At 61.6% G+C, this 26,994-nt stretch carries 24 protein-coding genes and 1 tRNA gene; 18 read left to right on the top strand and 7 right to left on the bottom strand.

From position 1 onward, the window contains the following. Positions 1–30 precede the first annotated feature (30 nt). The gene (locus H6B51_RS05335) at positions 31–1,305 is read left to right on the top strand and encodes an adenylosuccinate synthase (RefSeq protein WP_204882698.1); all 1,275 of its coding nucleotides are present in this window, start codon (positions 31–33) and stop codon (positions 1,303–1,305) included. A 127-nt stretch (positions 1,306–1,432) separates the two neighbouring features. Here the strand turns inward: H6B51_RS05335 and recR are convergent, their stop codons facing one another. From recR to ilvA, 3 genes are all read right to left on the bottom strand, one after another. After that, positions 1,433–2,035, bottom strand: coding sequence for a recombination mediator RecR (recR, locus tag H6B51_RS05330; RefSeq protein WP_204882697.1), 603 nt, complete (start codon positions 2,033–2,035; stop codon positions 1,433–1,435). Positions 2,036–2,039: 4 nt separating this feature from the next. Then, complete coding sequence (rpe, locus tag H6B51_RS05325) at positions 2,040–2,687, bottom strand: ribulose-phosphate 3-epimerase (RefSeq protein ID WP_204882696.1); 648 nt, start codon at positions 2,685–2,687, stop codon at positions 2,040–2,042. Positions 2,688–2,948: 261 nt separating this feature from the next. Continuing rightward, complete coding sequence (gene ilvA / locus H6B51_RS05320; protein WP_204882695.1) at positions 2,949–4,169, bottom strand: threonine ammonia-lyase; 1,221 nt, start codon at positions 4,167–4,169, stop codon at positions 2,949–2,951. A 158-nt stretch (positions 4,170–4,327) separates the two neighbouring features. Here ilvA and H6B51_RS05315 point away from each other — a divergent pair, with 158 nt between their 5' ends. From H6B51_RS05315 to H6B51_RS05270, 10 genes are all read left to right on the top strand, one after another. After that, on the top strand, positions 4,328–5,479 hold the full coding sequence (locus H6B51_RS05315; protein WP_204882694.1) for a toxic anion resistance protein: 1,152 nt from the start codon (positions 4,328–4,330) through the stop codon (positions 5,477–5,479). A gap of 99 nt (positions 5,480–5,578) precedes the next feature. After that, a complete protein-coding gene (locus H6B51_RS05310) occupies positions 5,579–6,250 on the top strand; it encodes a response regulator transcription factor (RefSeq protein ID WP_204882693.1) in 672 nt (223 codons plus the stop codon). A 1-nt stretch (position 6,251) separates the two neighbouring features. Beyond that, on the top strand, positions 6,252–7,904 hold the full coding sequence (locus tag H6B51_RS17635; RefSeq protein WP_243421148.1) for a sensor histidine kinase: 1,653 nt from the start codon (positions 6,252–6,254) through the stop codon (positions 7,902–7,904). Positions 7,905–7,949: 45 nt separating this feature from the next. Then, positions 7,950–8,762 (top strand): DUF975 family protein, encoded by an 813-nt coding sequence (locus tag H6B51_RS05300; RefSeq protein WP_204882692.1) that lies wholly within the window; start codon positions 7,950–7,952, stop codon positions 8,760–8,762. Between the two features lie 132 nt (positions 8,763–8,894). Next, the gene (locus tag H6B51_RS05295) at positions 8,895–9,755 is read left to right on the top strand and encodes a carboxypeptidase-like regulatory domain-containing protein (protein ID WP_204882691.1); all 861 of its coding nucleotides are present in this window, start codon (positions 8,895–8,897) and stop codon (positions 9,753–9,755) included. A gap of 497 nt (positions 9,756–10,252) precedes the next feature. Beyond that, the gene (polA, locus tag H6B51_RS05290) at positions 10,253–12,916 is read left to right on the top strand and encodes a DNA polymerase I (protein WP_204882690.1); all 2,664 of its coding nucleotides are present in this window, start codon (positions 10,253–10,255) and stop codon (positions 12,914–12,916) included. An 11-nt stretch (positions 12,917–12,927) separates the two neighbouring features. Beyond that, a complete protein-coding gene (locus H6B51_RS05285) occupies positions 12,928–13,524 on the top strand; it encodes a GNAT family N-acetyltransferase (RefSeq protein WP_204882689.1) in 597 nt (198 codons plus the stop codon). Positions 13,525–13,528: 4 nt separating this feature from the next. Further along, entirely contained in the window at positions 13,529–13,993 is a 465-nt protein-coding gene (rimI, locus tag H6B51_RS05280) for a ribosomal protein S18-alanine N-acetyltransferase (RefSeq protein WP_204882688.1), read from the top strand. Beyond that, complete coding sequence (gene tsaD, locus H6B51_RS05275; protein ID WP_204882687.1) at positions 13,990–15,000, top strand: tRNA (adenosine(37)-N6)-threonylcarbamoyltransferase complex transferase subunit TsaD; 1,011 nt, start codon at positions 13,990–13,992, stop codon at positions 14,998–15,000. The genes rimI and tsaD overlap by 4 nt, the downstream gene beginning before the upstream one ends. Before the next feature lie 27 nt (positions 15,001–15,027). Beyond that, positions 15,028–15,699 (top strand): YczE/YyaS/YitT family protein, encoded by a 672-nt coding sequence (locus tag H6B51_RS05270; RefSeq protein WP_204882686.1) that lies wholly within the window; start codon positions 15,028–15,030, stop codon positions 15,697–15,699. Positions 15,700–15,778: 79 nt separating this feature from the next. Here the strand turns inward: H6B51_RS05270 and H6B51_RS05265 are convergent. Continuing rightward, positions 15,779–15,870, bottom strand: a tRNA-Ser gene (locus H6B51_RS05265). 518 nt (positions 15,871–16,388) lie between these two features. Here H6B51_RS05265 and H6B51_RS05260 point away from each other — a divergent pair. The 6 genes from H6B51_RS05260 to H6B51_RS05235 all read left to right on the top strand — a co-directional run bounded on the left by H6B51_RS05260 (position 16,389) and on the right by H6B51_RS05235 (position 23,013). Beyond that, on the top strand, positions 16,389–17,204 hold the full coding sequence (locus H6B51_RS05260) for a cell wall hydrolase (protein WP_204882685.1): 816 nt from the start codon (positions 16,389–16,391) through the stop codon (positions 17,202–17,204). Positions 17,205–17,552: 348 nt separating this feature from the next. Beyond that, a complete protein-coding gene (gene prfB, locus H6B51_RS05255) occupies positions 17,553–18,674 on the top strand; it encodes a peptide chain release factor 2 (RefSeq protein WP_204882684.1) in 1,122 nt (373 codons plus the stop codon). A gap of 12 nt (positions 18,675–18,686) precedes the next feature. Continuing rightward, positions 18,687–19,805 (top strand): glycosyltransferase, encoded by a 1,119-nt coding sequence (locus H6B51_RS05250; RefSeq protein WP_204882683.1) that lies wholly within the window; start codon positions 18,687–18,689, stop codon positions 19,803–19,805. Positions 19,806–19,813: 8 nt separating this feature from the next. Then, positions 19,814–21,352, top strand: coding sequence for an O-antigen ligase family protein (locus H6B51_RS05245; protein ID WP_204882682.1), 1,539 nt, complete (start codon positions 19,814–19,816; stop codon positions 21,350–21,352). A 69-nt stretch (positions 21,353–21,421) separates the two neighbouring features. Beyond that, positions 21,422–22,402 carry a dTDP-glucose 4,6-dehydratase gene (rfbB, locus tag H6B51_RS05240; RefSeq protein ID WP_204882681.1) on the top strand — a complete coding sequence of 327 codons (981 nt, stop codon included), beginning with the start codon at positions 21,422–21,424 and terminating at the stop codon, positions 22,400–22,402. A gap of 44 nt (positions 22,403–22,446) precedes the next feature. Continuing rightward, entirely contained in the window at positions 22,447–23,013 is a 567-nt protein-coding gene (locus H6B51_RS05235) for a uracil-DNA glycosylase (protein ID WP_204882680.1), read from the top strand. Between the two features lie 43 nt (positions 23,014–23,056). On the opposite strand, the gene H6B51_RS05230 is transcribed toward H6B51_RS05235, so the two are convergent. The 3 genes from H6B51_RS05230 to H6B51_RS05220 are packed head-to-tail and all read right to left on the bottom strand — an operon-like array spanning position 23,057 to position 24,169. Next, on the bottom strand, positions 23,057–23,353 hold the full coding sequence (locus H6B51_RS05230) for a hypothetical protein (RefSeq protein ID WP_204882679.1): 297 nt from the start codon (positions 23,351–23,353) through the stop codon (positions 23,057–23,059). 3 nt (positions 23,354–23,356) lie between these two features. Then, the gene (locus H6B51_RS05225; protein ID WP_204882678.1) at positions 23,357–23,569 is read right to left on the bottom strand and encodes a helix-turn-helix domain-containing protein; all 213 of its coding nucleotides are present in this window, start codon (positions 23,567–23,569) and stop codon (positions 23,357–23,359) included. A gap of 12 nt (positions 23,570–23,581) precedes the next feature. Next, complete coding sequence (locus tag H6B51_RS05220) at positions 23,582–24,169, bottom strand: DUF2975 domain-containing protein (RefSeq protein ID WP_204882677.1); 588 nt, start codon at positions 24,167–24,169, stop codon at positions 23,582–23,584. A gap of 195 nt (positions 24,170–24,364) precedes the next feature. Here H6B51_RS05220 and leuS point away from each other — a divergent pair, with 195 nt between their 5' ends. After that, positions 24,365–26,785, top strand: coding sequence for a leucine--tRNA ligase (gene leuS / locus H6B51_RS05215; protein WP_204882676.1), 2,421 nt, complete (start codon positions 24,365–24,367; stop codon positions 26,783–26,785). Positions 26,786–26,994 lie beyond the last annotated feature (209 nt).

The raw sequence follows: 26,994 nt of genomic DNA, 5'->3' as shown, positions 1-26,994 counted from the left end.
GTGCGAATCCCCGCGGCAGGAGGAACTACTATGGTAAAAGCGATCGTGGGCGCCAACTGGGGCGACGAGGGCAAGGGCAAGATCACCGATCTGCTGGCGGAGAAGTCCGACGTGGTGGTGCGCTTCCAGGGGGGCGCCAACGCGGGACACACCATCATCTGTGATTACGGCAAGTTTGCCCTCCACCAGCTCCCATCCGGCGTGTTCTACTCCCATGTGACCAACATCATCGGCAACGGGGTGGCCCTGGACGCCGCCAAGTTCGCCCAGGAGCTCAGGCACCTGGAGGAGGGGGGCGTGCCCGCCCCCAAGGTCATCGTGGACCTGCGCTGCCAGCTGCTGATGAGCTATCACGTGCTGCTGGACACCTGCGAGGAGGCCCGGCTGGGGGGCAAGGCCTTCGGCTCCACCAAGTCCGGCATCGCCCCCTTCTATTCCGACAAGTACGCCAAGATCGGCATCCAGGTGGCCGACCTGTGGCATGAGGACCGGCTGCGGGCCCAGGTGGAGCACATCTGTGAGCTGAAAAACGTGCTGCTGGAGCACCTGTACCACCAGCCCCCTCTGGAGCCGGAGAAGCTGATGGAGGAGCTGAGGGGCTACAGGACCATCCTGGAGCCCTACGTGGGGGACGGGGTCACCTTCGTCCACCAGGCCCTGAAGGAGGGCAAGCAGGTGCTGCTGGAGGGCCAGCTGGGCTCCATGAAGGACCCCAACCTGGGCATCTACCCCATGACCACCTCCTCCCACACCCTGGCCGGCTTCGGCACCGTGGGGGGCGGGGTGCCGCCCACCGCCATTGAGGACGTGTTTACCGTCACCAAGGCCTACTCCTCCGCCGTGGGGGCGGGGGCCTTTGTCAGCGAGCTGTTCGGGGACGAGGCTGAGGAGCTTCGCCGCCGGGGCGGAGATGCCGGCGAGTACGGTGCCACCACCGGACGGCCCCGCCGGGTGGGCTGGTTTGACGCGGTGGCCACCCGCTACGGCTGCATGGTCCAGGGAACCACCCAGGCGGTACTCACCGCCGTGGACTGCCTGGGCTATCTGGACGAGATCAAGGTGTGCACCGGCTATGAGATCGACGGCAAGGTGACCCGGGACTTCCCGGTGCCTGCTCTGCTGGACCGGGCCAAGCCGGTATACGAGACACTGCCGGGATGGAAGTGCGATATCCGGGGCGTGACCGATTTTGACGCCCTGCCCCAGGCGGCCAAGGACTATGTGGCCTTCCTGGAAAAGGAGATCGAGGTGCCCATCACCATCGTTTCCACCGGCCCCAAACGTCACGAGATCTGTTATCGCTGATCCTCCCGTGGTCAAAGAAACGGAAATATGATGAAAATAGTCAGGCCGGTCCGCCCCTTGGGGCGGACCGGCCTGACTATTTGTTCGGGAAATGGAATGTCTGATCCGGACCCAGGGGACGGGCGGGTCACATCTCCCGACGTCCCTCCAGAGCTCGCATGAGGGTTGCGTCATCGGCGTATTCCAGGTGGCTGCCCACCGGGATGCCATAGGCCAGCCGGGTGACCTTCACGCCGAAGGGCTTCAGCAGCCGGGAGAGGTACATGGCGGTGGCCTCTCCCTCGGTATCCGGATTGGTGGCCATGATGATTTCCCGGACCTCTCCGGAGGATACCCGACTTACCAGTTCCTTTACCCGCAGTTGATCGGGGCCGATGTGGTTCATGGGGGAGATCACCCCATGGAGAACATGATATACCCCGGGGTATTCGCGGGAACGCTCCATAGCGGCCACATCCTTGGGATCGGCCACCACGCACAGCATCCCGGCGTCCCGCTTGGGATCCTGACAGATGGGGCACAGGCCGTCGCCCTGGGAGAAGTTCTGACATACGGGGCAGCAGTGGATCTCCGCCTTGGCCTGGGTGATGGCCTGGGCGAAGGCGGCGGCGTCCTCCTCCGGCAGGGAGAGGATATAAAAGGCCAGCCGCTGGGCGCTTTTGCGGCCAATACCGGGCAGCCGGGCGAACTGTTCCACCAGCTGCTCCAGGGCGGGGGGAAAGTACTGCATGGGGTCAGACCTCCCGCAGGGCGGCAATGGCAGCGGCAGGGTCGGCGGCCTTGTACACCGCGCTGCCTGCCACCAGAGTATCCGCCCCAGCCTCTACCACCCGGCGGAGGGTGGTGGTGTTGACTCCCCCGTCCACCTCCAGGCGGCAGGCGGGGTTATACCGCTCAATGAGAGCCCGCACTTGCCGGATGGTCTCCAACTGATGTTCCATCAGGGCCTGTCCCCCAAAGCCGGGCTCCACGGTCATAACCAGCACCATGTCCAGCTGCTCCAGATAGGGCAGCACGGCGTTAGGGGAGGTAATGGGCCGGAGAGCCACTGCCTTTTTCACCTTGCACTGGTCCATCAGCCTGAGGGCCTGGGAGATCCCACGGGGATCGTCGGCCTCCAGGTGGACGTTGAGCAGGTCCGCCCCCGCTTGGGCGAAGTCTTCGATGAACCGGGCGGGCTTGGTGACCATCAGGTGGACGTCCAGGAACATATCGGTGCATTGGCGGATGGACTTGACCACCGGCACGCCGATGGTGATGTTGGGCACGAAATAGCCGTCCATCACGTCCACGTGGAGCCAGTCGGCGGAGGATACCCGCCGGATGTCCCGTTCCAGGTTGGCAAAATCAGCGGAAAGGATCGAAGGGGCAATTTTTAGCATGGCAATCACTCCTCTTCCAATAAAAGTTGGGCCGGACAAGGCGGGGTGGAGGCTTGTCCGGTGGACCTCCCGGGGCAATCGGGGGAGCTGGCACATAAGATACAGCAAGCGGATGTCGCCCGGGGCCCCGCCGCTCCCCCAGGTCCCACCCAGTGCCGGCCCGGCGGCCCTTGCCTCGGAACCGCGCGCCGCATCATATAGTGTCCGGGGGAGCGGTAGCTCCCCCGGACACAACTGGATCGCGGAGGCTGATCCCGCCGCTCAGTTGTAGAAGTCGTTGGTGTGGCACTCCCTGGCCTGGTATCCTGCGGCGCACATAGCGTCCAGGATAGCCCGCTTGTGGGTGTGACCAAAGGCCTCCAGGGTGACCCGCAGCTCCACGCCGCTCTGGCGGTTGATGTTGATGAACTGGTTGTGCTCCAGCTTGATGATGTTGCCGTTGGCCTCGGCCACGATCTGGGCCACCCGCAGCAGCTCGCCGGGACGGTCGGGCAGCTGCACTGAGAAGGTGAACACCCGGCCCCGGTTGATAAGACCGTGCTGCACCAGGCTGGCCACAGTGATCACGTCCATGTTGCCGCCAGAGAGGACAGGCACCACGTTCTTCCCCTCGCCCTTCAGATGGCTTAGGGCGGCAATGGGCAGCAGGCCGGCGTTTTCCACGATCATCTTGTGCTTTTCCATCATATCCAGGAAGGCGTCCACCAATTCGCCGTCGTCGATGGTGATAATATCGTCGATGTTCTGCTGGATATAGGGGAAGATCTGGTCGCCGGGGGTTTTTACAGCCACGCCGTCGGCAATGGTCTCCACTCTGTCCAGAGTGACCACATGGCCGGCGTCCAGGCTGGCCTTCATGGAGGCGGCCCCGGTGGGCTCCACCCCAATGACAGTAACGTTGGGGTTGAGCAGCTTGGCCAGGGTAGCCACGCCGGTGGCCAGCCCGCCGCCTCCGATGGGCACCAGGATCACGTCCACGTCAGGAAGGTCCTGGAAGATCTCGTAGGAGATGGTGCCCTGTCCGGTGGCGATGGCAGGATCGTTGAAGGGGTGTACATAGGTAAAGCCCTGCTCTTCTGACAGCTGGGCAGCCAGCTGAGCGGCGTCGTCAAAGGTCTCCCCGTGGAGAACCACCTTGGCGCCGTAGTCCTTGGTGTTGTTCACCTTTACCAGGGGAGTGGTGGTGGGCATGACAATGGTGGCGGCCACCCCGGCCTGCTGGGCTGCGTAGGCCACCCCCTGGGCGTGGTTACCGGCGGAGGCGGTGACCAGTCCCCTGGACTTCTCTTCCTCGCTGAGGGTACTGATCTTATAATAGGCGCCCCGGATCTTGTAGGCGCCGGTGACCTGCATATTTTCCGGCTTGATATACACGTGGTTGCCGGTGGCCTTGGAAAAGGCGGCGCTGTAGACCAGGTTGGTTGGGCGGAGCACGCCGGACAGCACGCCGCGGGCCTCTTTAAATTCTTTCAGGGTGAGCATGGGGGCAAACTTCCTCTCTCTAGCGTATGGATACATGCTAATGATACTGACTTTTGGGGGGAAAGTCAACGTGTTCTTGACACCGGAGAGGGGGGACGGTACAATGATTTGAGAAAAGCCCCGGTCGTGCCGGGCTGGAAGATGGAGGGACGCTGATTATGGCTGACAACATGGAATTCACCCCCGAACTGACCCTGACCCCCGATCTCAGCGATACGGTGGTGGAGCCTAAGCCTCAGGACGATCTGGCCGTGGTCCAGCCTGCCGGGGAGATCCAGCAGGAGGAGAGCCGCCTGTCTGAGGCCGAACGGAAAATGGTGGATGATTTTGCTCAGAAAATCGACCTGAAGGACGTGAATCTGGTGCTCCAGTACGGAGCGGCCGCGCAGAAGAACATTGCCGGCTTTTCGGAGAGTACCCTCAACTCGGTGCGTACCAAGGACCTGGGCGAGGTGGGCGAGGCTCTGTCCTCCCTGGTGGGAGAACTGAAGGGCTTCAACGGCGACGAGGAGGAGAAGGGCCTCTTCGGCTTTTTCAAGAAGAAGCGCAACCAGCTGGAGGCCATGAAGGCCTCCTACGCCAAGGCCGAGGCCAATGTGGACAAGATCGTGGAGGTGCTGGAGGGCCATCAGGTCACCCTGATGAAGGACATCGCCATGCTGGACCAGATGTACGACCTCAACACCAAGTATTATAAGGAACTGACCATGTATATCCTGGCGGGCAAGAAGCGCCTGGCCCAGGTGCGCTCAGAGGACCTGGAAGCCCTGAAGCAGAAAGCCGCCCAGACCGGCGCCCAGGAGGACGCCCAGGCCTATAACGACCTGGCCAATATGTGCTCCCGGTTTGAGAAGAAGATCCACGACCTGGAGCTCACCCGGATGATCTCCATCCAGATGGGGCCCCAGACCCGGCTGATCCAGAACAACGACACCCTGATGTTGGAGAAGATCCAGTCCTCCCTGGTGAACACCATTCCGCTGTGGAAGAGCCAGATGGTGCTGGCCCTGGGGCTGGAGCACTCCCGCCAGGCCACCGCTGCCCAGACGGCGGTGACCAACATGACCAACGACCTGCTGAAAAAGAACGCCGACATGCTGAAGATGGGTACCCTGGATACCGCCCGGGAGGCCGAGCGGTCGGTGGTGGACATTGAGACCCTCCAGCACACCAACGAGCAGCTCATCTCCACTCTGGACGAGGTGATGCACATCCAACAGGAGGGGGCCCAGAAGCGCCGGGAGGCCGAAGCCGAATTGGGCCGCATCGAGGGCCAACTGAAACAGAAGCTGCTGGAGCTGCGGGGATAACCGAACACGCTGAGGGGCGCTGCACACGGGGGCAGCGCCCCTTTTGACATGAGACGGACACAACTTTGTGCTATCCTACAGACGAAAGGAGGAAAGGACATGGCGGAGCGGGTACTGCTGGCGGAGGATGAAAAGGCCATGCGGGATATCATTCGGGACTATTTCGCAGCTCACGAAATAGAATGCGATCTGGCCCGGGACGGGGCGGAGGCCCTGGACCTGCTGCGGGATCATGACTACGACGCCATCCTGCTGGATGTGCTCATGCCCAACCTGGATGGCTTTTCGGTGTGCCGGGCAGTGCGGGAAAAAAGCGGGGTGCCAATCCTCTTCCTGACCGCCCTGGGGACCGAGCCCGACGTGCTCCGGGGCTATGCCCTGGGGGCGGACGACTATGTGACCAAGCCCTTTTCCCTGGCGGTGCTGTTGGCCAAGACCCGGGCGGTGATCCGCCGCAGCCGGGGAGAGGGGGGCGGCGAGACCCTAAGCTGCGGGGCCATCACCCTGGACCTGGCGGGGCGCACCTGTACGGTGGAGGGGAGGCCGGTGGCCCTCACCCCCAGGGAGTACGAGCTGCTCCTCTGCCTCATGCGCCACCGGGGCCAGGTGCTCAGCCGGGATCAGCTGCTGGACAAGGTGTGGGGCATCGACTTTGAGGGAGGCCAGCGGGCAGTGGACGTGCGCGTCAAACGCCTGCGGGCCGCCCTGGGCAGCGGCGGCAAACAGATCAAGACGGTGTTCAAAGCGGGGTATCGACTGGAGGGCGGCTGATATGAAGGATAAACGGCTGTTTTTTAAGTGCTTTGCCAGGAGCCTGGGCATTTCCCTGCTGCTGTGGGGGGCGGCCATGGCGGCGCTGATCTGGGTCAACTATCAGTGGTGCCGGGAGGATGTGGCGGTACAGAGCAACGATCTGTCCATGCGCATCCGAAACGGGGAGGTCACCTTTACCGCCCAGCCGAAGGGCCTGGGCATCGTTCGGATCCTTCCCTGGGAGGACGGTTATTGCTCCGCCCAGCTTACCATGATGGGGGAGTGGCTGCTCCGGGACTACGGGGGGCAGCTCTTTCTTCGGATCTACGAGAAAGACGGCGACCGGCTGGGTCAGACGCAGATGCTGGTGGGGTATACCGATATGGTGGGGGAATCCGACCCGGAAGAGGCGTCGGTCCTGTACCTGGTCTTTGATCCTGCCATGACCGATGAACAGATGCTGGCGGCGCTGGAGACCCTAGACGGCTATTCGAAACCGGTATTTTACCGGGGGGATAGCGGGTTGGGGTCGGAGTTTACCGGCCTCCGGGCGGTGGGCTGGCAGGAGGGAGAGGTGCTGTATGTGCAGAAGCTGACCCTCCTCTTTGAAACGGGGGAAGTGGTGCTGGCGGATACGCGGGCCGACCTGTTCCCCGGCCAGGCGCCGGAGTCTTATTCCGGTACCTGGGTGGAGTTCTATTCCCCCCTGCTGGGCCGGGGGGACCCGGAGCCCCAGCTGGAGCGGTACCAGGCTCTGGCGGCAGAGGTGGACGAGCTGGAGGAGAGGGTTCCCCAGACTGCCCAGGGAGGGCTGGCCTTTGGCGGCGGCCAGTATTCCAACGCCTATCTGGCTGTCGGCGCCGTGAGACCTCTCGCGTCAAACTATTACCTGCCTGAGCTGTACGCCCTCACCGGGCTGAAACCGGTGCTCCTGCTCACCCTGGGAGCGGCGGCGGCCCTGGCCCTGTTCACAGCCTGGCTGGAGTACCGGGCCATCCGGCGGGAGCGGGCCTTTGTCCGGGGGGCGGCCCACGAGCTAAAAACCCCTCTGGCGGTGGTGCGTACCCACGCCGAAGCCCTGCGGGAGGACATCGCCCCGGCCAAGCGGGCTCAGTACCTGGACACCGTGGTGGCTGAGAGCGACCGGATGGCCGCCCTGGTGGGCGGTCTGCTGGACCTGTCCCGGCTGGTGTCGGGGCGGCGGCTGGAGAAGGAACCCCTGGACTTTGCGGTCCTGACGGCGGGGCGGGTCCAGCGGCTGGATCTGCTGGCGGAACAGAAGGAGGTCCGGCTGCGCACGGAGCTGGGACCCGCCATGGTGATGGGGGAGAGGCTGGTGCTGGAGGAGATGGTGGACGAGTTGGCGGACAACGGCCTGAAGCACTGCCCTCCCGACGGCGTGGTGACCCTCACCCTGACGCAAAAGGGGCGGCAGGTGAAGCTGACGGTGGACAACGACGGCGAACCCATCCCGCCGGAGCATCTGGGGCACCTGTTTGAGCCCTTCTACCGGGGGGATCCAGGCCGCAGCCGGGCCCAGGGGGGTGCCGGCTTGGGGCTGGCCCTGGTGCGGGCGGCGGCGGAGGCCCACGGGGGGAGCTGCCGGGCGGCCAACCGGGCTGGTGGGGTCACTTTTACCGTGGAGCTGCCCGGCTTGCAATCGGATAGGTGATGTGGTATCATTTTCTCAATGTCAGTCAGATTGCGAGGGATTGCCATGGGATACAACCGTCCCCAATCCAAGTGGATGGCCAGGAGCGCCATGCGGGGAGCCTACCCCCACCCCATGCTGGTGGCGCTGGTGTATATAGCCCTGACCACCGTGCTGGGCAATATCATCATGAGTTTTGTGTCTAACCCCTTTGAGGCGGTCTATTACTATCTTCTGGAGACCAACTACTCGGTAGAGCAGATTTTGCGGGCCATTCTCACCCCCCAGCGGGTGATGGTGGTCCTGGCCATGGAATTGCTGCTCACCCTGTACTATTGGGTGATGGGCTATGGCTATTCCTCCTACTGCCTGCGGCTGGCCCGCCGGGAGGGGCCGGGCTACCGCAACCTGCTGGACGGATTCTGGGAGATCGGCCGGGCCCTGTCGGTGAACCTGCTGTCTGCCCTTTTCGTCCTGCTGTGGAGCCTGGTAGGGGTGGCGGTCTATGTGGCCACCATCGTGATTTCCGTTATCATGGGGTTTCCCCTCCCCATGCTGCTGGGCGGGGTGTTTCTGCTCGTGTGGACCATCCGGATCTCCTATCGCTACCGGCTGGCGGTGTATTTCCTGCTGGACAATCCGGGTATGGGGGCGCTGGAGGCCCTGACCAACAGTAAGCAGGCCATGGATGGGCACACCCTGGAGCTCTTTGTCCAGGATCTGTCTTTTCTGGGCTGGGCGCTGCTGACCCCTTTTACCCTTGGTATCCTGCTGCTGTGGCTCGCCCCTTACGCCGGCACCGCCGATGCCAACTTCTACCACTGGGTGATGTACGGCAGTCTGCCCGGCGGGCCCGAGCCCACCCAGCCCATCTGGTAACTGCGTTTGAAACCGCCCTGGTTTGCCGGGGCGGTTTTATCGTTCAGGGAACCTTCCTGCCGGGTGATGTGTATACTGAGATAGGCCCTGTCCCAGACGGGGCTCACAGATCACACTTTGGGAGGAACCACTATGGCAGACATGAGACAGGATCTGCTGGGCCTGGAGTACAGCTCCAGCTTTACTCTTCAGGGCATCCAGGAGGCCAACATCGACCTGGAGTTGCCCCCGGTATCCACCGGTACCGCCACCCTGTATGGTACCGTCACTGACGGAACCACCCCTATTCCCGATGCCACTGTCAAGATCTTTGACAGCACCGGCACCCCCTACCAGCACACCATCACCGACGCCACCGGTCAGTATTCCTTCAGCGATGTGCCGGCGGGCACCTATACGGTAGGGGCAGTGGCCGACGGCTATCCTCTCAGCGACGTCCTGGGGGTTACCTTGGCCGCCGGAGGCACCACCCAGCTGAACCTGACCTGTACCGCCGACCCCACCCTCGCCCTGGGCTCTATCGCCGGCATCCTCACCACCACCGACGGACTGAACATCGTTCCGCTGTCCGGGGCCAAGATCACCCTGCGGGACGCTCTGGGTACTGTGGTGGGCGCCACCTATACCGTGGCCGACGGCGAGTTTTTGTTCTATGATCTGGCCGACGGCGTATATTCCCTGGTGGCCACCGCCGACGGCTATCTGACCTCCGCGCCCATGGCGGTGACCATCCTGGGAGGCTCCATCGCCAATGTGACCATGTCCCTGACGGTGGATTCCCGCACTTATAACGGTACGGTCAGCGGCATCATCCGGGACCAGAATGGTACCGCCGTGGCGGGGGCTTTTGTGGGTTTGTATCAGGTTACCACCGTGGGGACTGCCCAGGTGGAGACTCTGGTTGCCACCACCAAAACCAATACCGAGGGACAATACCTGTTCGGCGGCGTCATCGGCGGACAGTACCTGGTCAAAGCCAAGCTGGAGCAGTAATCCCCAGCGCCCCCTTTTGTCTGGAGGAGGCCGCGGAGCGGAGGGTCAACCTCTGTCTGGATCCGGGGTATTCCCTATGCGCTCTGTGGGTCAGGGTAGCCTGCCCCATAGCTTGGGATTGGCTGACCCTGGAGCCCGTAAAGGGGTGCGACTGCTGGTGCAGGCCGGCGTCCGCCGGAATGGCCGTTTTTGGCCATCTCCCGCCAGGGTCATACCGGCTGACCCTGGGCCGTGGAAGCCATATGATGTGCTGTCTGGAATTGTCCTTTCCGCCGGGGGCCTGCCTGTGGGTGGCCCTGGATCCGGCGGAGAAGACATGGAGTTGGAGGCGGGCGTGGTTTCACTGCGCCCTCAACTGTCCTCCGGATAAAGTTTGAGGGGAGCCAGCCGCACAGCGGCTGGCTCCCCCTGTTTTCCCCTTGTATGGACCGGGGAAAACTGCTATACTGTACCCTGTGATTTTATGTCCGGCAGGCCGGACGGCAGGAGGTCCTCCCATGAAGCTCATGGTCATCGACGGCAATTCCATCATTAACCGGGCCTTTTACGGCATTAAGCTGCTAACCACTAAGGACGGGCAGCCCACCAACGCCATCTATGGCTTTCTCAACATTTTGAACAAGCTGGTGGAGGAGGAACAGCCGGAGGCCCTGTGTGTCACCTTTGACCGGAAGGCCCCCACCTTCCGCCACCTGGCCTACGAGGGCTACAAGGCCCAGCGGAAGGGGATGCCCGAGGAGCTGGCAGCCCAGCTGCCGGTGCTGAAAGAGGTGCTGGAGGCCATGAACATCCCCCGGTACGAGCTGGACGGTTGGGAGGCCGACGATCTCATCGGTACCATCTCGGTGAAGGACACCGCCGCCGGATGGGACACCGTCATCGTCACGGGGGACAAGGACTCTCTCCAGCTGGTGACCCACACCACCCGGGTGAAGCTGGTGTCCACCCGCATGGGACAGACCACCACCAGGGAGATGACCCCTGAGACCTTCCGGGAGGCCTACGGCTTCGACCCCATCCACATGGTGGACCTGAAGGCCCTCATGGGAGACACCAGCGACAACATCCCCGGTGTCAAGGGCATCGGGGAAAAGACCGCCATGGACCTGATCCAGCGCTACCACAGCGTCAAGGTCATCTATGAAAACCTGGACAGGGTGGAGGCCAAGCCCGCCGTGCTGAAAAAGCTGGCCGAGGGGGCCGCCCAGGCCCAAATGTCCTACGATCTGGCCCTCATCCACACCGACGCCCCCATCGACTTCACCCCGGAGGCCAATCTCCGGCAGGAGCCCAATGGCCCAGTTCTGTACCAGCTGTTTTTGCAGTTGGAGTTCAACAAGCTCATTGACAAGATGGGTTTGAAGGCGCCCCAGGGTGAGGTGCAGCAGCAGGAGGGGGAGTTTACCGGTACCTGCACCAGTGAGGACGTGACCGACCGGGCCCGGGCGGAGGAGCTGCTGGCCCTTTGGCGGACCTGTGACAGCGTGGATGTGCTGGCCCTGCCCTCCCTGGACGTGGTGGTGGTGGAGCACTGGGAGAATGAGACCGACAGCCACGCCGCCATCCTTCGTTCCGACCGGCTGGAGGGATACAATGAGGTGCTGAAGGCCCTCTTTGCCCCCGACATCAAAAAGAACACCCACGACGTGAAAACCCTGCTGTCCCGGCTGTTGGCCGAGGGCATCCAGGGGGGCGGCTTCGTTTTTGACACCGCTCTGGCGGCCTACCTCCTGGCTCCCACCGACGGCAGCTACGAGCTGGAGACCCTGGGCATGCGGTGGTTTAACCACGAGTATGACAAGGCCAAGGACACCTACCTGGCCAAGGATGCCTTTACCCCGCTGGCCGACCAGGGAGCGGTGCTGGGGGCCTTCCTGTCCCACTGCGCCCTTATCGGGGCGCTGAAGGAGGCCATGGCCCCCCGTTTGAGCGAGCTAGGGATGGGCAAGCTCTATTATGAGGTGGAGCTCCCCCTGTGTACTGTGCTGGCCGAGATGGAGCAGGCCGGGGTGCTGGTGGACCGGAGTGCCCTCACTACCTTTGGAGAGATGCTAGACGGGCGCATCAAGGCCGACGAGGCCCTGATCTATGACCTGGCAGGGGAGAAGTTCAACATCAACTCCACTCAGCAGTTCGGGCATATCCTCTTTGACAAGCTGGGGCTGCCCCCGGTGAAGAAGACCAAGACGGGCTACTCCACCAACGCCGAGGTGCTGGAGAAGCTGCGGGACAAGCACCCCATTGTGGAGGCGGTGCTGGACTACCGGCAGCTGGCCAAGCTGAAATCCACCTATGTGGACGGTCTGACCAAGGTCATCGCCCCCGATGGGCGTATCCACACCTCCTTCCAGAACACCGTCACCGCCACCGGGCGGCTGTCCTCCACCGAGCCCAACCTGCAAAACATCCCTGTTCGAACCGAGCTGGGAGCGGAGCTGCGGAAGATGTTCGTAGCCCCGGCGGGAAAAGTGCTGGTGGATGCTGACTACTCTCAGATCGAATTGCGGCTGCTGGCCCACATCGCCGGGGACGAGCACATGATCGCCGCCTTCCGTTCCGGGGAGGACATCCACACCGTCACTGCCTCCCAGGTGTTCGGAGTGGCCCCGGAACAGGTCACCCACGAGATGCGCCGCCGGGCCAAGGCGGTGAATTTCGGCATCGTCTACGGTATCTCCGACTTCTCCCTGGCCCAGGACATCGGGGTGGCCCGGTGGGAGGCCAAGGAATATATGGATAAGTATTTTGAGAAATATGCAGGAGTCCACGCCTATATGGCCAAGGTGGTGGAGCAGGCCAAGGCGGACGGCTATGTGTCCACCCTCATGGGCCGCCGGCGTTGGCTGCCCGAGCTGAAATCCTCCAATTTCAACCTGCGCTCCTTCGGGGAGCGGGTGGCGCTGAACATGCCCATCCAGGGCACCGCCGCCGATATTATAAAGGTAGCCATGCTGCGGGTGCGGGACAGGCTGGCGGCAGAGGGACTGGAGGCCAGGCTGATCCTCCAGGTCCACGACGAGCTCATCGTGGAGTGCCCGGAGGAAGAGGCGGAGCGTGTACGGGAACTGCTGGCCTGGGAGATGGAGCACGCCGCGGAGCTGTCGCTGCCCCTCACCGCTGACGCCCATGTGGGCCACAGCTGGGCCCAGGCCAAGGGCTGACGGAGCGGGCAATGGAACTGCGGCAAATCACCGGGGCGGGACTGGAGGCCTGGTATCGGGATGAAGTGACTGAGGCCTTTCCCCCCAACGAGCGCAAGCCCTTGCCTGAGATCCGGAAGTTGATGGCCCAGGGCCGGTATGAGGTGTGGGGCCTGTTTGAGGGGGAGACCCTGCTGGGCTACGCCACCCTGTGGATGGAGCCTGCTGACAAACGATGCATCCTGCTGGACTACCTGGGGGTCACCGCCGCCCGGCGGAACGGAGGCATCGGGCGGCAGATCGTGGCCATGGTGGCGGAGCGGCTGGCTGGCAAGTCCCTGCTGCTCATCGAGGCGGAGCGACCGGTGGAGGGGGATGACCCGGCGGAAAACACCCTCCGGCAGCGGCGGCTGGCCTTTTATGAGCGGTGCGGCTTTGTGCCCGCCTACGATATGGCCACCTGCGGCATGCGGTTCACCACCTTCCTGCCCCATCTGCTTGAGGATCTGGCCCCGGTGATGGCCGCCCACAGGGCCATTTACGGCCCTGCCCGTACCGATGTGAAGGTGCCTTTGGGGCCGGGGGAGACCCCGCCCGGGCCGCCGGCTTGGATGCAAAAGGAGATATGACAAGATGAACTATCAACTGGTGCCCATGGACAAGTCCCACCTGGCCCAGGTGGGGGAGATCGAGCGGGCCTGCTTTTCCCACCCCTGGTCCATGGATCTGCTGGAGCAGGAGCTATATAATGATATGATCTCCCTGGTGGTGGCCGAGGGGGAGGACGGAACCGTGCTGGGCTACGGCGAGGTACGAGCTGTGCTGGACGAGGGTACCCTGGAGAAGATTGCCGTGGCCCCCGCCTTCCGTCGCCAGGGGGTGGCGGAGGAGATCTTGAAGGCCTACCTCCGGCTGGGACAGGCTCACTTGGCCTTCCTCACCCTGGAGGTGCGGGAGAGCAACACCCCCGCCATTAAATTGTATGAGAAGCTGGGCTTTCAGACGGTGGGCCGCCGGAAGAACTACTACCGGGAGGAGCACGAGGACGCCCTGCTCATGACCATCACATTTGCTCAGGAAGAGAAGGGAACGGAATGATTATTTTAGCCATTGAGTCCTCCTGCGACGAGACGGCGGCGGCGGTGGTGAAGGACGGCCGCACCGTTCTGGCCGACGTCATCGCCTCCCAGGCGGATATGCACGCCATCTACGGCGGTGTGGTGCCCGAGATCGCCTCCCGCAAGCACATTGAGGCCATCTCCGGCCTGGCCGACCAGGCCCTGGAGCAGGCGGGGGTGACCCGCGCCGATATCGACGCCGTGGCGGTGACCTACGCCCCCGGTCTCATCGGGGCCCTGCTGGTAGGGGTCAACTTCGCCAAGGCGGCGGCCTACGGCCTGGGTGTGCCCATCGTGCCCGTCCACCACGTCCGGGGCCACATCGCCGCCAACTACATCGCCCACCCCGACCTGGAGCCCCCCTTTGTCTGCCTGTGCGTCTCCGGGGGCAACACCATGATCGTGGACGTACGGGATTACACCGACATGGAGGTCCTGGGGGCCACCCGGGATGACGCGGCGGGGGAGTGCTTTGACAAGGTGGCCCGGGTACTGGGCATCGGCTATCCCGGCGGGGCCCCCATGGACAGGTTGGCTCAGGGGGGAAACGATAAAAAATACTCCTTCCCGTCGGTCCATGTCCACGACGCGCCCATGGACATGTCCTTTTCCGGTCTGAAGACCGCCGCCATCAATCTGATCCACAACGCCCAGCAGAAGGGGGAGGAACTGGACTTGCCCTCCCTGGCGGCCTCCTTTGCCGGGGCGGTGAGCGAGATGCTTGTGCCCCGCACTATGGAGGCGGCCAAGGCATGCGGTTACGGTAAGATCGCCGTGGCGGGGGGTGTGGCGGCCAATTCCCGGATTCGGGCCGATCTGGAGGCCGCCTGCAAGGCGTCCGGGGACAAGCTGTATCTGCCCCCTCTATCCCTGTGTGGGGACAATGGGGCTATGATCGGTTGCCAGGGCTATTATGAATACCTGGCGGGTACCCGGGGGGGCATGGATCTCAACGCCTATGCCACCCGGGACATCAAAAAGGGCTGAGCCCGGAAGCGAGAGAGGAACGATCCTATGGCACAACCGACCAAACAGGCGGGCTTTGCCGCCGATACCTCCCGGCGCACCCTGACCCAGTGGGCCAAGGCCCTGTTTATCCTGCTGCTGGGCCTTACGGTGGCCCATCTGGGGGTGACCCTTTTCCTGCTGTCCGAGCTGGGCAGCGACCCCTTCACCGTTATGATCCAGGGTATCGCACGGACGGTGGGGCTGTCCATCGGCACCGTCCATGTCATCGCCCTCTGCCTGCTGATGGTACTCATGTTCTTTGGTACCAAGGGCTATGTGAAGCCGGGCACTGTGGTGTGCGCCCTGCTGGGCGGGCCCATCATCGACCTGTTCTCCTGGCTGCTGGGCCGGTGGATCACTCTGGAATCCCACCTGGCGGTGCGTGGAGTCAGTATGGTACTGGGCTGCGTCATCCTGGCGGCCGGTATGTCCCTGGTCATCAACAGCCGGGCGGGCACCGGTCCCAACGACCTGGTGGCCATCATCCTGTCCGACAAGCTCCACCGGTTCCAGTTTCGGTGGGTGCGGATGGCCTGCGACCTGTGTTTTCTGGCGGTGGGCTTCCTGCTGGGGGGTACTGTAGGGGTAGGCACCGTGGTGGCTGCCCTGCTCATTGGGCCGGTGGTGCAGTTCTGGCTGCCCCGTACTGCCCTGGTTATGGGCTGGATCGACGGATAAACAATAGGGCTGCCGGATTTCCGGCAGCCCTATTGTTATGACAGAAATCAAAAAGGCACCTGCAAAAGCAGGTGCCTTTTGGCGGAGAGAGAGGGATTCGAACCCTCGAGACGCTATTAACGCCTACACGATTTCCAATCGTGCGCCTTCGACCAACTCAGCCATCTCTCCATGGTGAGTGCTCTACCAGTTGCCCGCATAGGACAGGCAACGGACTATATTATAGCAGATTTTTTCCGTCCGTCAAGAGGGAAAACGAAAAAAATCAAAAAAGATCAGCAGGAGAGAAGTGGAAAGAAGACGGTAACATAATATCTTCGATATTGTATACTAAACTGGGCGTATAGCCCGCTTTTCGGGGGATTTGGGCAAAGAAAATAATCTGTAAACCACTGAGGGCAATGTGTGCACTTGGCACCAAAGAATGTTTCTTTTTGTTATCGTTTGTAGTCATTTACACAAGCGAAAAAAGGGGAAAAGTTACATCGCAAAAAAATATTTTGCGCTGAAAGCCTTGGGACACAAGCGGTTCAGAAAAAGGTGGAAAATTTCCTATTGACTTTTTGAATGCAAAGCGGTTACAATATGGTTACAATCCAGCGACGCAAAAGTTACAAGCTGGATTTGAAAAGTAACAGCCGAAATCACAACCTGAATAGAACAACATTTCAATAGGAGGATTCTAAACCATGAAAAAACGAGCCCTTTGCGCGCTCGCCGGTCTGGCGCTTTGCATTTCCCTGACCGGCCCGGTGTACGCGGCTGAGAGCGGCGTTAATTTTGAGGTTAACGGTACGCCCTTGGTATCGGACATTACTCAAAAGGTTGAGAATGAGACCACTTACGTTTCCTACTGGCCTGTGGTGCAGGCCCTCTATCCCACTGCCAAGGCTGAGTGGGTCAACGGCCAAGCGGTGGTGACCGCCCCCGGTCTGAACCTGCAGATCGCCCCCGGCGCCAAGTATATTGTGTGCAACGGCCGCTACCTCTACATTCCTGAGGGAGTCCAGACCAAGAACGGCCTGCTGCTGGTGCCCGTGCGGGTGCTGTGTAAGGCCCTGGGCGCTAGCGTCGAGTGGGTCGGCGGTGAAAACCTGGTGGCCATCACCAGCGGCTCTGGCCCCATCCAGTCCGGCGACACCTATTATGATCAGGAAGACCTGTACTGGCTCTCCCGCATCATCTATTCCGAGAGCGGCAACCAGTCTCTGGCCGGCAAGATCGCTGTGGGCAACGTGGTGCTCAACCGGGTGGCCAGCAAGCAGTTCCCCAACACTGTGTACGGCGTCATTTTCCAGCGCAATCAGTTCAGCCCCGCCGGTAACGGCCTGATCTACCGCACTCCCAACGCTGAGAGCGTAGTGGCTGCCAAGCTGGCTCTGGAAGGGGTCAACACCGCCGGCAACGCCCTGTACTTCATCAACCCCTCCATCTCCTCCAGCGGGTGGTTCAACCGCAACTGCACCTATGTTGCCACCATCGGCGCCCACACCTTCTACGCCTGAGGAGCTGTTTATTGATATCAAATCTGCCGTCCGCCGGACGGCAGATTTTTTTCCCACTCAGAAAATAGGACACATCTCTCACCTCCTGCGGCATATACTGATATGTAGTTCACTGGGAAGGAGGGAGCCATATGGAGCAGCATCCCCATGATGAGACCGTCCGGCGTACCGGCTCCGGAGGCGATATTGACGATCTGATCTTTTGCGCCGATCCGGTCTGGACCGTCAGCGACCGCTAAAAACCGCCCGCCTTCGGGCGGTTTTTTGGTGCCCTTCTCTTTACATTGATGGCAGGTTTGGATATAATAGTAGGGCTATGGATTGAGTTTGACGAAATGAGTGTGAGTTATGTTACAGTTCGACGAATATAAGGTAAAGCTCCACAATATCCGGCCCGAGCTGGACGATCTGGACCAGGCTCTGGGGCTGGACGCCGCCCGGCGGGAGGTGGAGATGCTGGAGTCTGAGTCCGCCTCCGACGGGTTCTGGGACAACCTGGAGAAGGCCCAGAAGGTGCAGCAGCGGTTGAAGAACCTGCGGGACAAGATCGAGGGCCAGGAGAAGCGCAAGGGTCAGTGGGAGGACCTGATGACTCTGTGCGAGCTGGGCAACGAGATGGAGGACGAAAGCCTGGTGCCCGAGCTGGAGGAGGGGTTTGCCAAGCTGGAGGCCGACATGGAGGAGGCCAAGCTGTCCACCCTCTTTACCGGGGAATATGATAATTCCAACGCCATCCTTACCTTCCACGCCGGTGCCGGCGGCACCGAGGCCCAGGACTGGGCCCAGATGCTCTTCCGCATGTACACCCGCTGGGCGGAGCGCCACGGCTTCACCTGCAAGACCCTGGACTATCTGGACGGAGACGAAGCGGGCATCAAGAGTGCCACCATTCTCATCGAGGGGGAGAACGCCTACGGTCACCTGCGCAGCGAGCACGGGGTGCATCGGCTGGTGCGGGTGTCCCCCTTTGACGCCAACGCCCGGCGGCAGACCTCCTTTGCTGCTCTGGAGGTCATGCCCGACCTGCCCGAGGACGCCGATGTGGAGATCCGGCCCGAGGACTACGAGATGCAGGTGTTCCGGTCCTCCGGCGCCGGCGGCCAGCACATCAACAAGACCTCCTCCGCCGTCCGCCTCATCCATCACGCCACCGGCATTGTGGTGTCCTGCCAGACCGAGCGCAGCCAGTTCCAGAACAAGGACACCTGCCTGCGGATGCTTCGAGCCAAGCTGGTGGAGCTGAAGATGCAGCAGCACGCCGAGAAGATCTCCGACATCAAGGGTGTCCAGCTGAAAATTGAGTGGGGCAGCCAGATCCGCTCCTACGTGTTTATGCCCTATCAGCTGGTGAAGGACAATCGCACGGGGTACGAGACCAGCAACGTCAACGGAGTCATGGACGGCGACCTGGACGGCTTTATCAACGCCTATCTGAAGGCGGAGGCCACCGGCAACTGGGCAGAGAAGTAAAGGGGGAGAACCATGATCCGGGTACTCTATCTGCTCAATTACGCCGGCGAGGGCGGAACGGAGCGGTATGTGGAGCTCCTGGCCCGTGACATGAGGGAAAAGGGGCTGATCCAGCCCTATTTCGTCTACAACCAGGGTGGTTTGCTGGTGGAGCGGCTGGAGGCCATGGGAGTCTCTTGCCGCCGGCTGGAGATGAAGGGCCGGTTTGACCGGAAGGCCGCCCGGGCCCTGGCGGACCTGTGCCGGGAATGGCGGATCGACCTGCTCCACTGTCACTACCTGCGGGAACACTACATCGCCCTGCTGGCCAAGAAGCGGTACCGGAAGATGAAGGTGGTGTATACCAACCACATCATTGTGAAAAACGACCCGGTGACCAGGCTGACCAACCGGCTGCTGGACAGATGGCAGGATCAGATGATCGCCGTGTGCAACATGGGTAAGGCTCAACTGGAGGCAAACGGCTGGAAAGGTGACCGGATCCAGGTCATCTTCAACGGAGTGGATCCTCAGCTTTGGCAGGGCAGCCGGGCCGACTCCACCCTGCGGCGGGAGCTGGGCATTCCCGAGGACCGGTTTGTGCTCCTCTGTGTGGGGCGGTTCGACGACTACAAGCGACAGGATTTCCTGATCCGCAGTCTGAAGGAGCTGGCGGACAGCACGAACTTGCCCTTTGCCTTGGTACTGGCAGGCAACGGCCCCAAACAGGCCGACTGTGAGGCCTTGGTCAAGTCCCTGGGTCTGGAGAGGCAGGTTTACTTTACCGGCTACCGCACCGATGTGAAAAACCTGTACCACGGCAGCGACCTGTATGTAAGCTGCTCCCGGTGGGAGGCTCTGTCCTTCGTGATCCTGGAGGCCATGGCCGCCGGGCTGCCTGTGGTGGCTACCAACGTGGGAGGCACGCCGGACCTGGTGAACCAAAAGACGGGCTGCGGCCAGCTGGTGGAATTTGAGGACACCAAGGGCATGGCGGAGACCATCCGGCGGTTCATGGAGGAGCCGGACCTGAGACGGCAGTGCGGTGCCCGGGCCCAACAGGCCGTACACACCTATTTTGAGATGGGCAAGATGGTGGACGCCACCTATGCGGTCTATCAGAAGGCGCTCCATCCTGGACTCAAGGAGTAAATGCTAATATGACAATTGCGGAAAACAGCCTGTTTGTCCGGTTTTTTCTGACTATCTGGCTGGGACTCAAGCAGGCTTTCCCGGAAAGCGGGATCGGCCGGTGGTGTGGCGCGCTGTCCGGATGGGCCTATCGCCAGGCATCGGGCAGTGTGATCTGCCGGTTTGTGTGGCGGGAAGGGCGTCTGCCTATGGCCTGGCCAAACAGCTTGGCCTGTCGGTGCGTCACCGGCTTGGTCAATATCCCCTGCACCATAGTCAAGACCATCTGGAAGGCCGGGGAACCGGTTTGGCAGGACAGTCTGGTCTGCCGGGCGTTGACCACTCTTGGGGGTGGAACCTTCTTCTTCCTTGGGCTATTTATGCTGGTGATGCTGGCGGCCCCCCATGAGATGTGGAACAACCTCTACGGACTGCTGGGAGCGGTGGGGCTCACCGCCCTCTTTATCCTGGGCAGCGCCTCCCGTCAGCGGTCCCGGCTGGAAGTGGATGCCCTGGGGCCCTATATGTTTTTCTATGGTTGCCTGATCATCCTGGCCGCTGCGGGTTCTGCTTCCACCGGCCTTTCCCTGCGGTTCCTTTTGTTCCACATCACCAGCCTGCTGTTGGTGCTGGTGGTGGTCAGCGGGGTGCGCAGCTATGAGCAGCTTCAGCTAACGGTGGCCTTGGCGGTACTGGGCGTTTCAATTGCCGCCGTCTATGGCTGCTATCAGGGGTACAAGGGCGTGGAGGTCATTGCATCCCTTCAGGACATGACGGTGAACGAAGGTATGCCCGGGCGGGTCTACTCTTTCTTCGATAATCCCAACAACTTTGCCGAGCTGCTGACCATGCTGCTTCCCCTGGACCTGGCCCTCTTCCTCAATGCGCATTGGCGGGGGAAAATCCTCTCTCTGCTCTCCCTGTGCTTCGGGGTGGCGGCGCTCGGCATGACCTATGGCCGTTCCTGCTGGATCGGCGCGGCGCTGGCGGTGGTGGTTTTTCTGGCCCTGATGGACTGGCGGTGGGTGCCGGTGCTCATTCTGGCGGGGATCGCCGCCCTGCCCTTCCTGCCCACCTCTATCTACAACCGGATCCTTACCATTACCAACACAAAGGACAGCTCCGTCCAGTACCGGTTTGAGATCTACTCCACCAGCTGGAATCTGCTGAAGGACAACTGGATCAAGGGTGTGGGTCTGGGCAGCGATGTGACCCACCGGGCCTTTACCCTTGGAGCCTATCCCAGCATTTCAGACGGCAACTATCCCCTCCATTGCCACAACAACTATATGCAGATGTGGCTGGAAACCGGGATCTGGGGTATCTTGTCCTTCCTGGGCCTGCTGCTGTGGCAACTGAAGCAGGGGGTCAAAGCCTTCCGCCGGTCTATGGATCCCCGGGTCAAGCGGATGCTGGCCGCATCCATCGGCGCCTTCTGCGGGATCATGGTGGTGAGCGTGGCAGAATATACTTGGTACTATCCTCGAAATATGTTCACCTACTGGTTCCTGTTTGGCGTGATCGCCGCATGTGTCAAGCTGGTCAAGCTGGAGCAGAAGCAAAAATAAATCAAAAGGGCGTGCCGGCGCACGCCCTTTTCCTATTTTAGTATTCTAGTTCGGAGAGGAGGCCTGTCTGTGGCCCGACTATTGGTGACCGGAGGAGCGGGGTTTATTGGCTCCCACTTCATCCGCTGGCAGCAGAAAAATCATCCGGAGGACGAGCTGCTCTGCCTGGATAAGCTGACTTACGCCGGCAGCCTGGAGGCCCTGGAGGAGCCCAGAGCCAAGGGGCTGACGTTTGTCCGGGGGGATATCTGTGACCGGACGCTGGTCCTGGGCCTGCTGGAGGAATTCCGCCCCCAATATGTGGTCAACTTTGCCGCCGAGAGCCATGTGGACCGGTCCATTGCGGAGCCCGGGGTATTTGTCCGTACCAACGTGGAAGGAGTGCAGGTGTTGCTGGACGGTTGCCGGGCTGCGGGGGTGGAGCGATTCCATCAGGTATCCACCGACGAGGTCTACGGTCAGCTTCCTTTGGACAGGTATGACCTTCGCTTTGCCGAGGAAGATCCGATCCGGCCGTCCAGTCCATACTCCGCCGCCAAGGCGGCGGGGGATCTGCTGGTCCTGGCGGCCAGCCGGACCTACGGTCAGCCGGTGACCATTTCCCGGGGCTCCAACACCTACGGTTCCTGGCAGCACCCGGAGAAGCTCATTCCACGGATGATTTTGCTGGCCCTGGAGGACCGGCCCCTGCCGGTCTATGGCCAGGGGATCAACGTGCGGGACTGGCTGTATGTGGAGGACCACTGCGCCGCCATTGACGCCATTCTCCGCCGGGGCCGGTCCGGTCAGGTGTACAATGTGGGGGCAAGCTGCGAAAAAACCAATCTGGAGGTGGTAGGGGCCATCCTGAAGGCATTGAACAAGGCGGACAGCCTCATTACCTTTGTGGCCGACCGGCCGGGCCACGACCTGCGCTACGCGCTGGATTGGAGTAAGATGGGGAAGGAGCTGGGCTGGGCCCCCGCTATGGACTTCAACCGGGGGCTGGAGGAGACTGTCCGGTGGTATCTGTCTCATCGCAGCTGGGCTACCTGGCAGGCGGAAAGATAGCGTCAGACCGGAATTTGTGGTATACTGCAAGAGGGGTGAGAGAAATGCTGAACTGGGACGCTTTGCAGACAGCCTGTATGGGGTGTCAGCGGTGCGACCTGGCGGATACCCGGCATAATGTGGTCTTTGGGGAGGGCAACCGGCAGGCGGAGGTCATGTTCATCGGGGAGGGCCCCGGGGAGCAGGAGGATCTCACCGGTCGGCCCTTTGTGGGCCGGGCGGGGCAGCTGCTGGACGATATGCTCACCATGATCGACCTGGACCGTACCAAGGTGTATATTGCCAACATGGTGAAGTGCCGCCCCCCAGGCAACCGGGACCCGCTGAATATTGAGCAGGAGGCCTGCATCGGCTATCTGCGCAACCAAACCGCCCTGATCCGGCCTAAGATCATCATCTGTCTGGGCCGCATTGCCGCTATGCGCCTGATGAAGAGCGACTTCAGGATCACCCGGGAGCACGGCGTGTGGATGCAGAAGGCGGGGGTGTGGATGATGGCCATGTTCCACCCCTCCGCCCTGCTGCGGGATCCCTCCAAGCGGCCGGAGAGCTTTGTGGATCTGAAATCTCTCCAGGCCAAGATCCGGGAGGTCTGTACCCACACCTATTGAGCAAAACAGGAAGGAGCTGCCTATCCCTGGCAGCTCCTTCCTGTTATCTGTTATGGGGCTGCCGCAGCAACGTACAGCCGTTTAAAAGCAGGCTCACCGCCGTCAGCACCCCGGCGGCCAGCAGCATGGCACGGGCGGTGTCCATCAGGGTGCTCCAATCCTGGCATTGGATACCGCCATAAAAGTAGGCGCAGGCCAGCAGCACGGCCAGGGTACAGCAGCTCAGGCTGCACACGCTGAGCCGCAGATCCCGCCGGACCAGCCCGGCCAGTCCCAACCCCCAGGCCAGCAGACCCAGGCCCAGAGCGCCCAATAGGATCATAGTCACCAATATTGCCATAGCTCACGTCTCCTCCGGCACGTATTCCAGAATGTCCCCGGGCTGGCAGTCCAGGGCCTTGCAGATGGCCTCCAGGGTGGTGAAGCGCACCGCCCGGGCGTGGTTGTTTTTCAATATGGACAGGTTGGCCAGGGTGATGTCCACCCTGGCGGACAGCTCGTTGAGGCTCATCTTCCGCCTGGCCATCATCACGTCCAGGTTCACAACGATGGGCACGGGAACACCTCCTCAGATGGTCAGGTCGTTGTCCGCCTTCAGCTCCGCCGCCTGGCGGAAGAGGGCGGACATGACCAGACAGAGCAGCCCGGCCAGAAAGAAAAGCGGAACAAAGAGCATATTATAGCTGAACAGGGGAGCGGCGGACTGGACATAGCATATCCTCCAGATGACCCGTATCAGGGCAGCCCCGGAGATGAGGAAGCAGAACAGTGTCGCCCGCTGAAGGCAGACCGCGTTTGCGGCGCAGAAGGGAGTGCCGTTGAGGATGGTATCCAATACCCGGCGGCCCTGCCACAGGATGGCCGCTGTGCACACGCCGCAGAAGAGCAGGAAGAGGGTAAGCACCAAGGTGTACGGGGCAAGATCACCCCAGCCGGATACCAGTATCAGATAGAGTATGGTGCCGGGGGCGTATGTCAGATCTGAGGAGGCGCCGGCGGTCCCCGGACCGTGGAGCAGCGCCGTTAAGGGAAAACCACTGCTGGATACCGCGGACAGAATGGGCACCAGCGGCAGAACCAGCAGATTGCACACAAAGGTGATGGTGACCAGTATTTTCAGCGTGTGGGCCAGCTTCTGAATGCCGGTTCGCTCCATAGCGATCCCTCCTTTGGCACCATTGTACTACGGGCAACATTGTTTGTCAATGTATTTTTATTGTTTATCAATATTACCTGGCGAGGAAGTGAGGGGAATATGGTTTTTCTTGCATTGGGCCCGGGTTTCTAGTATAATAATTTGGATTATGGAGGCGGCCTCGCCGCCGGGATATGATACAAGGAAGTGCAGTCAATGAAGTACGATTTTGCCGCCATTGAACCCAAGTGGCAGAAGAAATGGGCGGAGGAAAAGACCTTCCGCTGCGAGAACCACAGCGACAAGCCCAAGTTCTACGCCCTGGTGGAGTTCCCCTACCCCTCCGGTCAGGGCCTGCACGTGGGCCACACCCGGCCCTATACCGCCATGGACGTGGTGGCCCGCAAGCGCCGGATGGATGGCTACAATGTGCTGTTCCCCATGGGTTACGACGCCTTCGGCCTGCCCACCGAGAACTACGCCATCAAAAACCACATCCACCCCGCCAAGGTGACCCACGACAACATCGAGAACTTTACCCGGCAGCTCCATATGCTGGGCTATTCCTTTGACTGGGACCGGGTCATCAACACCACCGACCCTGCCTACTACAAGTGGACCCAGTGGATCTTCCTCCAGCTGTGGAAGAAGGGCCTGGCCTACAAGACCACCATGCCCGTGAACTGGTGCACCTCCTGCAAGTGCGTGCTGGCGAACGAGGAAGTGGTGGAAGGGGTCTGCGAGCGCTGCGGCGCCCCCGTGGTCCGCAAGGAGAAATCCCAGTGGATGCTGAAGATCACCGAGTACGCCCAGCGGCTCATCGACGACCTGGACGACCTGGACTTTATCGAGCGGGTGAAAACCCAGCAGAAGAACTGGATTGGCCGCTCCACCGGCGCCGAGGTCACCTTTAAGGCTACCACCGGTGAGGATATCGTGGTGTTCACCACCCGGCCGGACACCCTTTTCGGCGCCACCTATATGGTCCTCTCTCCCGAGCACGCCCTGGTGAAGGGCTGGCTGGAGAGCGGAAAGCTGGCCAACGCTGATGAGGTACGTGCCTATCAGGCAGCCGCCGCCTCCAAGTCCGACCTGGAGCGCACCGAGCTCAACAAGGAAAAGACCGGCGTGTGCCTGGACGGCGTACGGGGCGTCAACCCTGTCAACGGCAAGGAGATCCCCATCTTCATCTCCGACTATGTGCTGGCCACCTACGGCACCGGCGCCATCATGGCCGTGCCCGCCCACGACGACCGGGACTGGGAGTTCGCCAAAAAGTTCGGCTGCGAGATCATTGAGGTGGTCTCCGGCGGCGAGGACGTGCAGAAGGCCGCTTTCACCGCCAAGGACGAGACCGGCATCCTGGTCAACTCCGACTTCCTCAACGGCCTGACGGTGAAGGACGCCATCCCCGTCATTACCAAGTGGCTGGAGGAGAAGGGCATCGGCGAGGCCAAGGTCAACTACAAGCTCCGCGACTGGGTGTTCTCCCGTCAGCGGTATTGGGGCGAGCCCATCCCCATGGTGTACTGCGAGAAGTGCGGCTGGCAGCCCCTCAGCGAGGATCAGCTGCCCCTGCTGCTGCCCGACGTGGATTCCTACGAGCCTACCGACGACGGCGAGTCCCCCATCTCCAAGATGACCGACTGGGTCAACACCACCTGCCCTCACTGCGGCGGCCCTGCCAAGCGTGAGACCGACACCATGCCCCAGTGGGCCGGCTCCTCCTGGTACTTCCTGCGGTATATGGACCCGGACAACGACAAGGCCCTGGCCTCCAAGGAGGCTCTGGACTACTGGAGTCCTGTGGACTGGTACAACGGCGGTATGGAGCACACCACCCTGCACCTGCTGTACAGCCGGTTCTGGCACAAGTTCCTCTATGACATCGGTGTGGTGCCCACCAAGGAGCCCTACCAGAAGCGCACCTCCCACGGTATGATCCTGGGTGAGGGCGGCGAGAAGATGTCCAAGAGCCGGGGCAACGTGGTCAACCCCAACGACGTGGTGGCTCAGTACGGCGCCGACACCATGCGCACCTATATCATGTTCATCGGTGACTTTGAGAAGGCCGCCTCCTGGAGTGACAACGCAGTGAAGGGCTGCAAGCGATTCCTGGACCGGGTGTGGAACCTGTCGGAGAACCTGACCGAGGACCTGGACTACACCGCCGCCAACGAGAGCGCCATCCACAAGGCCATCAAGAAGGTGGCCGATGATATCGAGGCCATGAAGTTCAACACCGCCATCGCCGCCCTCATGGCTCTGGTCAACGACTTCTACGCCAACGGCTGCTCCAAGGGGGAGTACAAGACCCTGCTGCTGCTGCTGTCCCCCTTCGCCCCCCATATGGTGGAGGAGCTGTGGGAGGCTCTGGGCTTCGCCGGGGAGGGCATGGCCTGCCAGCAGAGCTGGCCCGCCTACGACGAGAGCAAGACCATCGCCGCCCAGGTGCAGATGGCCGTCCAGGTGTGCGGCAAGCTGCGCGCCACCGTCACTGTGCCCATGGACAGCGACGAGGCCACCGTGGTGGCCGCCGCCATGGCCGACCCCAAGGTGCAGAAGTTCACCGAGGGCAAGCAGCTGGTCAAGACCATTCTGGTACCCAACAAGCTGGTCAATCTGATCGCCAAGTAAACAGAAAATACTGTGGGCGCTGCGGCGCACATTCCTGAAAACAGAAAACAGAGAGAGTGGACAGCCCTTATTATGGCTGTCCACTCTCTCTGTTTTTTTTTAAGGCAACACCGCACAGAAAAGTAAGCGTGATACAGCCCGACATGATATAATAAAAACATGGATAAACAGATGACAATGTCTGCGCTTAGTGATGAGCTGGCGCAGGT

This window comes from Pseudoflavonifractor phocaeensis (genome assembly GCF_016901955.1).
GTDB lineage: Bacteria > Bacillota > Clostridia > Oscillospirales > Oscillospiraceae > Flavonifractor > Flavonifractor phocaeensis_A.
This window is presented reverse-complemented; position numbering and strand designations above follow the sequence as displayed.

Coding starts and splice junctions, on each gene's coding strand:
- H6B51_RS05335 (WP_204882698.1), top strand. CDS start 31: ATGGTAAAAGCGATCGTGGGCGCCAACTGGGGCGACGAGGGCAAGGGC.
- recR (WP_204882697.1), bottom strand. CDS start 2,035: ATGCAGTACTTTCCCCCCGCCCTGGAGCAGCTGGTGGAACAGTTCGCC.
- rpe (WP_204882696.1), bottom strand. CDS start 2,687: ATGCTAAAAATTGCCCCTTCGATCCTTTCCGCTGATTTTGCCAACCTG.
- ilvA (WP_204882695.1), bottom strand. CDS start 4,169: ATGCTCACCCTGAAAGAATTTAAAGAGGCCCGCGGCGTGCTGTCCGGC.
- H6B51_RS05315 (WP_204882694.1), top strand. CDS start 4,328: ATGGCTGACAACATGGAATTCACCCCCGAACTGACCCTGACCCCCGAT.
- H6B51_RS05310 (WP_204882693.1), top strand. CDS start 5,579: ATGGCGGAGCGGGTACTGCTGGCGGAGGATGAAAAGGCCATGCGGGAT.
- H6B51_RS17635 (WP_243421148.1), top strand. CDS start 6,252: ATGAAGGATAAACGGCTGTTTTTTAAGTGCTTTGCCAGGAGCCTGGGC.
- H6B51_RS05300 (WP_204882692.1), top strand. CDS start 7,950: ATGGGATACAACCGTCCCCAATCCAAGTGGATGGCCAGGAGCGCCATG.
- H6B51_RS05295 (WP_204882691.1), top strand. CDS start 8,895: ATGGCAGACATGAGACAGGATCTGCTGGGCCTGGAGTACAGCTCCAGC.
- polA (WP_204882690.1), top strand. CDS start 10,253: ATGAAGCTCATGGTCATCGACGGCAATTCCATCATTAACCGGGCCTTT.
- H6B51_RS05285 (WP_204882689.1), top strand. CDS start 12,928: ATGGAACTGCGGCAAATCACCGGGGCGGGACTGGAGGCCTGGTATCGG.
- rimI (WP_204882688.1), top strand. CDS start 13,529: ATGAACTATCAACTGGTGCCCATGGACAAGTCCCACCTGGCCCAGGTG.
- tsaD (WP_204882687.1), top strand. CDS start 13,990: ATGATTATTTTAGCCATTGAGTCCTCCTGCGACGAGACGGCGGCGGCG.
- H6B51_RS05270 (WP_204882686.1), top strand. CDS start 15,028: ATGGCACAACCGACCAAACAGGCGGGCTTTGCCGCCGATACCTCCCGG.
- H6B51_RS05260 (WP_204882685.1), top strand. CDS start 16,389: ATGAAAAAACGAGCCCTTTGCGCGCTCGCCGGTCTGGCGCTTTGCATT.
- prfB (WP_204882684.1), top strand. CDS start 17,553: ATGTTACAGTTCGACGAATATAAGGTAAAGCTCCACAATATCCGGCCC.
- H6B51_RS05250 (WP_204882683.1), top strand. CDS start 18,687: ATGATCCGGGTACTCTATCTGCTCAATTACGCCGGCGAGGGCGGAACG.
- H6B51_RS05245 (WP_204882682.1), top strand. CDS start 19,814: ATGACAATTGCGGAAAACAGCCTGTTTGTCCGGTTTTTTCTGACTATC.
- H6B51_RS05235 (WP_204882680.1), top strand. CDS start 22,447: ATGCTGAACTGGGACGCTTTGCAGACAGCCTGTATGGGGTGTCAGCGG.
- H6B51_RS05230 (WP_204882679.1), bottom strand. CDS start 23,353: ATGGCAATATTGGTGACTATGATCCTATTGGGCGCTCTGGGCCTGGGT.
- H6B51_RS05220 (WP_204882677.1), bottom strand. CDS start 24,169: ATGGAGCGAACCGGCATTCAGAAGCTGGCCCACACGCTGAAAATACTG.
- leuS (WP_204882676.1), top strand. CDS start 24,365: ATGAAGTACGATTTTGCCGCCATTGAACCCAAGTGGCAGAAGAAATGG.